Origin of the sequence: Pseudomonas sp. RIT778, assembly GCF_019718735.1 — a bacterium.
Classification (GTDB): Bacteria; Pseudomonadota; Gammaproteobacteria; order Pseudomonadales; family Pseudomonadaceae; genus Aquipseudomonas; species Aquipseudomonas aphyarum.
In genome coordinates, this window is record NZ_JAIHBA010000003.1 from 178,590 (window position 1) to 188,543 (window position 9,954).

Below are 9,954 nucleotides of genomic sequence, written 5' to 3' on the forward strand. Positions count from 1 at the left end.
CGGTTTATTTACAGGCGCGCGAACGATCAGGCCGCGTTGGACGGATCGCAGGCGGCAGGGCAGTCTTCAGGTGAATACATCCAGCGCATCAGCGAATGGCGGCCGCTGATTCCCAGTTTGATGGCGGCACGCTTGAGGTAGCTCTCGACGGTGTTGACCTTCAGTTGCAACTGTTCGGCCAGTTCAGGCGCGGTGCGGCCGGCAAGCAGGCCGACGCACACTTCCATTTCCCGGTTTGACAGGCTCAGGCCCAGTTGCTGCACGCGCTCGCAAAAACGCAATCGCAGGGTTTCCAGGCCTTGGAGCGATGCTTCGGTCGCTGCGGCTTGCGCCTCGGGATCCGCATTCGCCGGTTGCAGCGCGTGGATGTGCTTTTCCACCATCGGCAGCAATACCGGGGAGATGTCCTGTAACAGGCTGCGCTCCCGGGCGGAAAACCGCTTCGACGGCCCGCAGCGGTACACGGAAATCACATAACGGTAACCGTCCTTGCGTCGGGTCAGGTGCAACTGCGAAGCATCGGTGACCGTGGAGGGTTCGGGGGCGGGCACGTCGCTGCTGCCGGGATCGGTGCTCAGTTCGGAATACACCGTCTCGGCCGTCAGCGTCGCCTCTTTGGCGCATTCAGGATCGGTGCGAGGTTGCGCACGTCCGACCGGCTCCACGCGCATCTGCCGGATATGTGTGGCATCCACGGCCAGTTGGGTGAGGATCAGGTCATGCAGCATCCGCGGAAAATGCCGGCTGCCGGTGCTGGCGATGACTTTGCCGATGTGAGGGAACAGATGTGAGTTCATGTGTTTCATCCATGAGTAGCAATGGGGGAATTGCGCTTTCCCGACTCTCCGGCTGATGTCCTTGGCCGGCGACCACAAATCGGGAAATTTGGATCCTATCCTAGTACAACGTTTGAGCGACCGTTTAATGAAGGGGTTATTAGCTCATAACCAGGCTGAGTGGCGTGGCGCGAAGGGTGCTGCCCGTGTCGCGGTAATAAGTTCGTAGGTCTTCGAAGTGATTAATGAAATGTCCTACAGAGGTTTTCAGGTAAGTCCTATTTATGACAGCTATTAACGCGCATAAAAAAGCCCGTTTCAGCCGAAACTGAAACGGGCTTCTTCCCGCATCAACGACCGGTTACTTCAGATCGTTGAAATGGTCTCGCAGGAATTCGTAGAAGCGGAACGCTTGAAACAATCTCCATACGAGGCTCAGCGTACGCAGCAACAGCTTCATACGTTTTGGCCTCCAGGTCGGGGGCCAAACCTCCAGCGCACTTACCGGATCATGTGTGCCTTCGGACAGACAGGTCAGTGCTGTCCGTGAGGCGGCCGGTTGTGATCCCTCCGAGCCATCATTCCGGCACGGGTGCAAAACCGTGTCGAAGGGCATGAAACCGTTATGGTTCCAGCCAAACCTCACGTATGCACTGTCGAGTGAGCGTCCGCATACTAACCTGTCTTATGACGGGATTTTGAGGATCCTGGATAAAGGCCTGACAAGTTTTGTAATTCGTTATTTCTGTCAGCATGATCAGGCCTTCTGAATGCCCGTCAAGACCGCCCTTGGCTTCACATAATGACATTCAATACACATGCAAAATAACGTTGCAACGAACGCCAAAGATAAATAGTATTCCGCTACGTCAGTGCTGTCCGTGAGATGCATCAAGCCCAGCCGCAAACTGAGGCTTACCGAAAAACCGCCCCGCAAAGGCGGTTTTTTTTCGCCCATCGTTTGGCCCTCGCCAGCGATCCTACGCCTCGGTCAGCGAAGGCAGCGCGGCATCCACCAATTCGATCCAGTGCCGGACCGGCGTGCGCCCCGCACCGTCGAGGTGCGCCTGACAGCCGATATTGGCGGTGACGATGACGTCCGGATGGCCGCTTTCCAGGGCATTGAGTTTTTGCTCGCGCAACTGCCGGGCCAGTGTTGGCTGAGTCAGTGAGTAGGTGCCTGCCGAGCCACAGCACAGATGTGCGTCCGGCACAGTCGTGAGGTTGAAGCCCAGTCGAGTCAGCACCGACTCCACCGCACCGCCCAGTTTCTGCGCGTGTTGCAAAGTACAGGGACAGTGAAAGGCCAGGCGCTGATCGGCGTGGATGCCGAGGGATTCGAGCGGTTCGTCTCTTAGCACTTCCACCAGATCCCGGGCCAGCGTGCTGACACGTCTTGCCTTCTCGGCGTAGACCGGATCGGCACCGAGCAAATGCCCATAATCCTTGATGAACGCACCGCAACCGCTGGCGGTCTGCACGATCGCCTCTGCACCCCGCTCGATGGCCGGCCACCACGCATCAATATTGTGACGGGCGCGGTCAAGGCCGGTGGCCTGGGCGGCGAGGTGATAATCCACCGCGCCACAACAACCAGCCTCGCGGGCCGGGATCACGCTGATGCCCAGACGATCCAGCACCCGTGCCGCTGCTGCATTGGTATTGGGTGACAAGCCCGGCTGCACGCAACCCTCCAGCATCAGCACTTGCCTTGCATGTGAGATGACGGGACGTGATGCAGGCATCACCGCGTTGCGTGGCAGTTTGTCTTGCAGGGCATCGGGCAGTAGCGCCCGTAATATCTGACCGCCATTGACCAACCCTTTGAACAACCGCGGATTGGGCACGATGTTTCGCAACCCTTCACGCAACAGGCGCTGCCCGAGCGGCCGCGGGACGGCGGCGTCGACCACCGCTCGGCCGATGTCGAGCAGGTTGTGATAATCCACGCCGGAAGGGCAGGTGGTTTCACAGTTGCGGCACGACAGGCAGCGATCCAGGTGTTGCTGGGTTTTCGCCGTGACTTCGTTGCCTTCAAGCACCTGTTTGATCAAATAGATGCGTCCGCGCGGGCCGTCCAGTTCATCGCCGAGCAATTGATAAGTCGGGCAGGTCGCGTTGCAGAATCCGCAATGAACGCATGTGCGGAGGATGCTTTCGGCCTCTTCGGCGCGGGGCAGTTGTCGGGCTTGCGGGCTGAGGGTGGTCTGCATGGCTCAAAGCTCCGCGTACAGACGCCCGGGGTTGAAAATGCCCCGGGGGTCGAGTTGTCGTTTGAGTTGGCGGTGATAGTGCAGCAGGGCGGGCGTCAGAGGATGGAACGGTTCATCGATCAGGCCGTGGCTGTAGCAGGTCGCATGTCCGCCGACTTCGCCGACCACTTTGCGAATGGTCGCCGCTTCGGCTGTCGATTTGAGCCAGCGTTGCGCGCCGCCCCAGTCGAGCCACTGCTCGCCGGGCAGGTTCAGCGGCGGCGTATTGAGCGGCACGGACAGGCGCCAGAGCGGTTGGTCTTCATCGAAGAAGCCCAGGCGTTGCTCGTTGAGGTCGGCCCAGAAGGAACTGTCGATCAGCTCTCCGCCAAGGCGATCATGGGCGGCCGCCACTGAACCTTCACCACCCTCCAGACGCAAGCGCAATTGCCGGCCATCGTGACACGCGGCGCTGATCGGCAACGGCTGCTGGCCCCATTCGGCCAGACGCAGCAGGGCTTGTTCGCCGGTCATTTCCAGACTGAGGCTCAGGCACGCGCGCGATTTGGGCAGCACCTTGAGCGAAACTTCCGTGGTGACCCCCAGCGAGCCGTAACTGCCGGTCATCAGGCGCGACAGGTCGTAGCCGGCGACGTTTTTCATGACTTCGCCGCCGAAGCGCAGATGCTTGCCATGCCCCGTGATGATCCGTGTGCCCAGCACGAAATCGCGCACCGATCCCGACCACGGTCGACGCGGCCCGGACAGGCCCGTGGCGATCATGCCGCCGACCGTGGCGTCGTCGGCGAAGGCGGGCGGTTCGCACGCCAGCATCTGTTGCGAGCCGTCCAGCACAGCCAGCAGTTCTGCCAGCGGGGTACCGCAGCGTGCGGTGATCACCAGTTCGGTCGGGTCGTAGCTGACGATGCCGCGATGGGCGCGGGTGTCGAGAATCTCGCCACCGATGATGCGTCCGAGAAACGCCTTGCTGTTCGCCCCCTGGATACGCAGCGGCGTAGCAGTTTCCAGTGCCCGGTTGACCTGTTCGAGCAGCGCGGCGCTGTCATCGAAATCCTTGGTATCACCCATCAGAACCGCTCCAGTTCGGGGAAGGGCAATTGCCCGTGGTGCACGTGCAGGGCACCGAATTCGGCGCAGCGATGCAGGGTCGGAATGTTTTTGCCGGGATTGAGCAGGCCGCCGGGGTCGAAGGCTGCTTTTACGGCGTGGAACAGGGTCAGCTCATCACGGTTGAACTGCGCGCACATCTGGTTGATTTTTTCCCGGCCCACGCCGTGTTCACCGGTGATGCTGCCGCCAACCTTCACGCACAATTCGAGGATCTTGCCGCCCAGCGCTTCGGCACGTTCCAGTTCGCCGGGCTGATTGGCGTCGAACAGAATCAGTGGATGCATGTTGCCGTCGCCGGCATGGAAGACGTTGGCAACCCGCAAGCCATATTCGGCTGAAAGCTGCGCAATCGCGTGCAGTACGCCGGGTAGCTTGCGGCGTGGAATGGTGCCGTCCATGCAGTAATAGTCCGGCGACAACCGGCCCACGGCGGGGAAGGCATTCTTGCGTCCGGCCCAGAATCGCACGCGCTCGGCCTCGTCCCGGGCCTGGCGCAACTCGGTGGCGCCGGCGTGTTCGAGCACTTGCCGGACCCGCGCGCAGTCATCGTGGACATCAGCCTCAACGCCATCGAGTTCGCAAAGCAGAATGGCTTCGGCATCCACCGGATAACCGGCGTGGATGAAGTCTTCGGCGGCGCGGATCGCCAGGTTGTCCATCATCTCCAGGCCACCGGGAATGATGCCGGCGGCGATGATGTCGGCCACGGCGCGGCCGGCCTTTTCCACGGAGTTGAATGCTGCCAGCAGCACTTTGGCAGTCTGGGGTTTGGGCAAGAGTTTGACCGTAACTTCGGTTATCACCCCGAGCAGTCCTTCGGAACCGGTGAACAGTGCCAACAGGTCGAAACCGGGGGAATCCAGCGCGTCCGAGCCCAGCGTCAGATGTTCGCCATCGACTGTAAGAATCTCGACCTTGAGTAGATTGTGCACGGTCAGACCGTACTTGAGGCAATGCACGCCGCCGGCGTTTTCCGCCACGTTGCCGCCGATGGAGCAGGCGATTTGCGAAGACGGATCGGGCGCGTAATACAGCCCGAACGGCGCAGCGGCCTGGGAAATCGCCAGGTTGCGCACACCGGGTTGAACCCGCGCGGTGCGGGCTTCGGGGTCGATCTGCAGGATATTGTTGAAGCGCGCCATCACCAGCAACACGCCTTTTTCCAGAGGCAGGGCACCGCCAGACAAACCGGTCCCGGCGCCCCGGGCTACCACCGGCACCCGTCGTTCGTGGCAGATGCGCAACACACCCTGAACTTCATCGATGTGCCGTGGCAGTACCACCAGCAAGGGCGTGGTGCGATAGGCGGAGAGGCCATCGCATTCATACGGCTTGAGTTCTTCAAGCTGATGCAGGACTTCAAGATCCGGCCACTGGCGCTGCAGGGCTTGCAACAGTGCAGCTTTGTCGACGTCGGGCAAAACGCCGTCGACCTGTTCGTCGTAAAGAATGTTCATGATCGGTGGACGACCCTCCGTTGTCGTTATTCGAGGCCGGTGCCGTTTTCCATCATTGGGCTGCTGACACCGAGAAGTAAAGCGTAGCGGCCGGAGGTCCGTTGTCCCGCGTGCTCCTGTAATATGCGGCCACCTCACCCCAACGAGCATGGAAAATGGATTCTCACTCGATTCTGGCCTTTACCCTGGTTGCCGCGATTGCCATCGCAAGCCCGGGGCCTGCGACCCTGATGGCGATCAACAACAGCCTGGCCCACGGTCAGCGTAGCGCGATCTGGTCATCTCTCGGCAATGCCAGCGGCCTGTTCTGTCTGTCGGCTGCGGCGATGCTCGGCCTGGGGGCGTTGCTGGCCAGCTCCGAAATGCTGTTCAACGCGGTCAAAATCATCGGTGCCGGTTATCTGTTCTACCTCGGGATCCGGCAGTTGTTCAAAAAGGGTTCGATGCTCCCCGAGAGCGTGGAAGATGAGTCGAAGAAAGTCCGGCCCACTCGCAGCAAACTGTACAAGTCAGCGTTCCTGACGGCCGTGACCAATCCCAAGGCGACGATGTTCTTCACCGCACTGTTTCCGCAGTTCATCGATCAGGGCGCGACATTGCTGCCGCAGTTTCTGATCCTTACCTCGATTTTCATGGCGTTGTCGGTGACATCCTTGACGCTCTACGCCGCGCTCGCCTCCCGCGCCAAGGGCGTGCTGACCCGGCCTGCGCTGTCCCGCTGGGTCAGTCGCGTAGTGGGGACTACGTTTATCGGTTTCGGGGCTGCGATTCTGACGATGCGTCGGCAGGCCGCGTAAGTAAAAGCCTTCCGACTGAAATCAGTCATCCATTCAAGGAAGCATTGCGTGACACTCAGGGTTTTAGTGGTCGGCGGTTATGGGAGTTTCGGCAGCATTGTCAGCCGGCATTTGATCGGCATTTGATTGAGATGCCTGACATCGAGCTGCCGAAAATGGTTCTGGATGGATGTTGCCGGTTTTCTGGGGATGTTCGTGATCGTGCTGCTGATGGTGACGAAGATGACGCCGGGGCAGTGGGTCGACCTGTTGGTGTAGCGAACGCAACGCCCGATACACCCGCACCGGACGTCGCGTCGTATCAGGCGAAGCTCAATCCAGATCGTTTGCTTGATGTCGCTCTGGAACCTGGCTCGCTTCATCGCCCCACGTCCGGTTGACGCGCTGGCCACGAATCACCGCAGGCCGTTCGGCAATCTCTTGCGCCCAGCGCTGCACGTGGGTGTATTCGTGAGCGGAAAGAAACTCGGCGGCGGAGTACACGTTGTTGCGCACCAGTTGCCCGTACCAAGGCCAGACCGCGATGTCGGCGATGGTGTATTCGTTGCCGGCAAGGTAGGGGCTTTCGCTCAGGCGGCGATCGAGCACATCCAGCTGCCGCTTGGTTTCCATGGTGAACCGGTTGATCGGGTATTCGAGCTTTTCCGGCGCATACGCATAGAAATGCCCGAAACCGCCGCCCAGGTAGGGTGCCGAGCCCATCTGCCAGAACAGCCAGTTCAGGGTTTCGGTGCGTCCCGCCAGGTCGGTGGGCAGGAAGGCGCCAAATTTTTCCGCCAGATAGAGCAGGATTGAGCCGGATTCGAAGACGCGAATGGCCGGTTCTACACTGCGATCCAGCAGCGCCGGAATTTTCGAATTGGGGTTGATCTCGACAAAGCCGCTGGAGAACTGGTCGCCCTCGTTGATGCGGATCAGCCAGGCGTCGTACTCGGCGTCGGTGCGCCCGAGCGCCAGCAACTCCTCAAGCAGGATGGTCACTTTCACGCCGTTGGGCGTGGCTAGTGAGTACAGCTGCAACGGGTGTTTGCCGGTCGGCAGCGTCTTGTCGTGCGTCGGCCCGGCAATCGGGCGATTGATGCTGGCGAACTGGCCGCCGGACGGAGCGATGTGTTTCCAGACCTTGGGTGGAGCGTAGGGCGCCTTGCTCATGAAACGGACCTCATCGGTTGCGAGGAATATCATGTGGCCACATCGTCGCCGGCCACTCCCTCTATATAGAAGAATACTGTTCGTCAGCGGCAGAGCGTGGGCGCGAACCTGTGCGCAATTGCGCCGGACTCACGCCGAGGCGCTGTTTGAAGACTGTGGTCATATGCGCCTGCGAGTTGAAACCGCAGGCGAGGGCGATCTGCGAAAGACTGTCCGTTGTATCGCGCATTGACGCTCGGGCTTTGGCCAATCGTCTGTCGATCAGGTAACTGTGGGGGCTTTTGCCGGTTGCCTGCTTGAGGGCACGCATGAAGTAACCCTCGGACAACTCCAGCAATTGCGCCATCGCCGGGACGGCGAGCGGATTGCCGAGACCGGCGTCGATGAATTCATCCAGCAGGCGCATGCGGCTGCTGGTGATCGAGCCTGGAGGCGACACCGCTTCATGACCTTCGACCCGTTCCGCCAGACCGAGCGCCCAGCTTTCCCAGTCATCCTCCAGAGAGGCTTGCAGCAGCGCACTGCGCATTCGCGACGCGAGGTGAATGGCCTGCGGGTCGATGCGATTGTTGAACGCCCGGTCACCCGCCAGTGCTGTGCCGTCGGTGCGTATCACTCGCAGGTACTCGCCGCCCATGGGCGACTCGGACAGCACGTCACATCCAGCCGGAACAAACGCCAGGCCATTGGGCATCGCATCGAAGGGGTGTATCCGGTCAGTACCAATGGCGTGCACGCCGTGCTGGCTGTCGAAGGCAAAGCCGATCGCTGACTGGGTCGCCACGTACCGCGCCGAGTAGGCTGCGCCCGGCAGCAACTCGATCGCCCACGGACCGGCCTCGATACGACGTATCGGTTCAGCGACGGTTATGGGGTGGCGCCGGTTTCGATGGTTCATGAGCACCATAGTAGAGAAGAGGTCGGATAAAAGTCAGGTCGGTTTTTTGAAAGCCGACGTGGTGCGTCCGTGCCTAGACTGGGCCAAAGTCCAGGGAGCCATCTAAATGCACACATTCACTCGCGACGACATCGAAAACGCTGCCCGCCAGGTTTACCAGGTGATGCCGCCTACCGCCCAATACCGTTGGCCGTTGCTGGCCGAGCGGTTGGGCTGCACTGTTTGGGTCAAGCATGAAAATCACACACCGACCGGCGCCTTCAAGGTGCGTGGTGGTATCACCTTCATGCACTGGCTGCGTCGTGAGCATCCGGCTGTCAAAGGCATCGTCTCCGCGACGCGCGGCAATCACGGTCAGAGTCTGGCGCTGGCAGCGCGGGCGGTGGGCCTGAAAGCGTTGATCGTAGTACCGCAGGGCAACTCGGTGGAAAAGAACAATGCCATGCGCGGCTTTGGTGGTGAGGTGGTCGAGTACGGGCGTGATTTTGACGAGGCCCGTGAAGAGGCGGCGCGCCTGGCGCAGGAGCATGACCTTTTTCTGGTGCCGCCGTTTCACGTTGAACTGGTCAAGGGCGTGGCGACCTATGCGCTGGAGCTGTTCGTTACGGCGCCGGATCTGGATACGGTTTACGTGCCCATCGGCTGCGGATCGGGGATCTGTGGTGTCATCGCTGCTCGCGACGCACTAGGACTGAATACCGAAGTGGTGGGGGTGGTGTCGACGGAGGCCGCAGCTGCCAAGCTGTCGTTCGAAGCGAATGTGATCTGCGAAACGGCGTCGGCGAATACCTTTGCCGATGGCCTGGCTGTGCGCAAGCCGATTGCGCAGGCGTTCGACATCTATAAGGAAGGGGCGGCGAGGATCATCTCGGTCAGCGAAGGCGAGATTGCCGAAGCCATGCGTGTGTATTACACCGATACCCATAACCTTGCAGAGGGTGCAGGCGCCTCAGCGTTGGCTGCGTTGATGCAGGAGCGTGGGAGGATGGAGGGGAAGAAGGTCGGGGTGATTCTGTCCGGGGGGAATATCGACCGGTCGGTGTATGCGAAGGTGATTGGTTGATTACGGATGTGTAGGCGGGGTCGGCATTTAGTGGTAGCGATACGTTCGCGTCTATATAGAAGCGGCCTTTTTCCCTCTCTTGATAGAAAACGCAAATTAAGGGTTGACGGCAGATTCTGAGTCTCTATAATTCGCCCCACTTCCGGCGCAGTCGAAACGGAAAACTCCTTGAGATTCAATGAGTTAAGTAGGTTTCGAATGTGGGTCGCTTCAGTTCATCGAAGCCTGGGAGGAGTTGGAGATGCCGGTTTGTTCGGCGCTTTCAACGGTTCGATCTTCTCGGTCGAAAGCGGAGAAAAAGAGGTGTTGACAGCAGCGTGTAACGCTGTAGAATTCGCCTCCCGCTAACGAGAGATCGGAAGCGCAAGTGGTTGAAGTTGTTGAAGAAATCTTCGAAAACTTCTGAAAATAATCACTTGACAGCAAATGAGGCTGCTGTAGAATGCGCGCCTCGGTTGAGACGAAAGATCTTAACCAACCGCTCTTTA

Annotated in this window: 9 protein-coding genes and 1 pseudogene; 3 read left to right on the forward strand and 7 right to left on the reverse strand. The window is 60.0% G+C overall.

Annotation, left to right across the window (positions count from 1 at the left end):
* Positions 1 to 26 precede the first annotated feature (26 nt).
* From K5E37_RS03090 to glcD, 4 genes are all read right to left on the reverse strand, one after another.
* Positions 27 to 797 (reverse strand): helix-turn-helix transcriptional regulator, encoded by a 771-nt coding sequence (locus K5E37_RS03090; protein ID WP_221533119.1) that lies wholly within the window; start codon positions 795 to 797, stop codon positions 27 to 29.
* Positions 798 to 1,756: 959 nt separating this feature from the next.
* Entirely contained in the window at positions 1,757 to 2,989 is a 1,233-nt protein-coding gene (gene glcF / locus K5E37_RS03095) for a glycolate oxidase subunit GlcF (RefSeq protein ID WP_221533120.1), read from the reverse strand.
* A gap of 3 nt (positions 2,990 to 2,992) precedes the next feature.
* Positions 2,993 to 4,057 (reverse strand): glycolate oxidase subunit GlcE, encoded by a 1,065-nt coding sequence (gene glcE / locus K5E37_RS03100; RefSeq protein WP_221533121.1) that lies wholly within the window; start codon positions 4,055 to 4,057, stop codon positions 2,993 to 2,995.
* Entirely contained in the window at positions 4,057 to 5,556 is a 1,500-nt protein-coding gene (gene glcD, locus K5E37_RS03105; protein WP_221533122.1) for a glycolate oxidase subunit GlcD, read from the reverse strand. Before glcD ends, glcE begins: the two co-directional genes overlap by 1 nt.
* 155 nt (positions 5,557 to 5,711) lie before the next feature.
* Between glcD and K5E37_RS03110 the strand changes: the two genes are divergently transcribed.
* Positions 5,712 to 6,353: a LysE family translocator gene (locus tag K5E37_RS03110; protein ID WP_007960094.1), complete on the forward strand. Its 642-nt coding sequence runs from the start codon at positions 5,712 to 5,714 to the stop codon at positions 6,351 to 6,353.
* A 150-nt stretch (positions 6,354 to 6,503) separates the two neighbouring features.
* Positions 6,504 to 6,611 (forward strand): annotated as a pseudogene (locus tag K5E37_RS03115) (DUF2269 domain-containing protein); the annotation flags it as partial.
* Positions 6,612 to 6,665: 54 nt separating this feature from the next.
* Here the strand turns inward: K5E37_RS03115 and yghU are convergent.
* Together yghU and K5E37_RS03125 are read right to left on the reverse strand one after the other, a co-directional pair.
* Positions 6,666 to 7,505: a glutathione-dependent disulfide-bond oxidoreductase gene (gene yghU, locus K5E37_RS03120; protein ID WP_221533126.1), complete on the reverse strand. Its 840-nt coding sequence runs from the start codon at positions 7,503 to 7,505 to the stop codon at positions 6,666 to 6,668.
* A 61-nt stretch (positions 7,506 to 7,566) separates the two neighbouring features.
* On the reverse strand, positions 7,567 to 8,412 hold the full coding sequence (locus tag K5E37_RS03125; RefSeq protein ID WP_221533123.1) for an AraC family transcriptional regulator: 846 nt from the start codon (positions 8,410 to 8,412) through the stop codon (positions 7,567 to 7,569).
* Positions 8,413 to 8,509: 97 nt separating this feature from the next.
* Between K5E37_RS03125 and K5E37_RS03130 the strand changes: the two genes are divergently transcribed.
* The gene (locus tag K5E37_RS03130; protein ID WP_085608929.1) at positions 8,510 to 9,466 is read left to right on the forward strand and encodes a threonine dehydratase; all 957 of its coding nucleotides are present in this window, start codon (positions 8,510 to 8,512) and stop codon (positions 9,464 to 9,466) included.
* Positions 9,467 to 9,676: 210 nt separating this feature from the next.
* On the opposite strand, the gene K5E37_RS03135 is transcribed toward K5E37_RS03130, so the two are convergent.
* Positions 9,677 to 9,954 (reverse strand): hypothetical protein (locus tag K5E37_RS03135; RefSeq protein ID WP_221533124.1); only part of this gene is annotated, 278 nt, incomplete at its 5' end.

Coding starts and splice junctions, on each gene's coding strand:
- K5E37_RS03090 (WP_221533119.1), bottom strand. CDS start 797: ATGAACTCACATCTGTTCCCTCACATCGGCAAAGTCATCGCCAGCACC.
- glcF (WP_221533120.1), bottom strand. CDS start 2,989: ATGCAGACCACCCTCAGCCCGCAAGCCCGACAACTGCCCCGCGCCGAA.
- glcE (WP_221533121.1), bottom strand. CDS start 4,057: ATGGGTGATACCAAGGATTTCGATGACAGCGCCGCGCTGCTCGAACAG.
- glcD (WP_221533122.1), bottom strand. CDS start 5,556: ATGAACATTCTTTACGACGAACAGGTCGACGGCGTTTTGCCCGACGTC.
- K5E37_RS03110 (WP_007960094.1), top strand. CDS start 5,712: ATGGATTCTCACTCGATTCTGGCCTTTACCCTGGTTGCCGCGATTGCC.
- yghU (WP_221533126.1), bottom strand. CDS start 7,505: ATGAGCAAGGCGCCCTACGCTCCACCCAAGGTCTGGAAACACATCGCT.
- K5E37_RS03125 (WP_221533123.1), bottom strand. CDS start 8,412: ATGGTGCTCATGAACCATCGAAACCGGCGCCACCCCATAACCGTCGCT.
- K5E37_RS03130 (WP_085608929.1), top strand. CDS start 8,510: ATGCACACATTCACTCGCGACGACATCGAAAACGCTGCCCGCCAGGTT.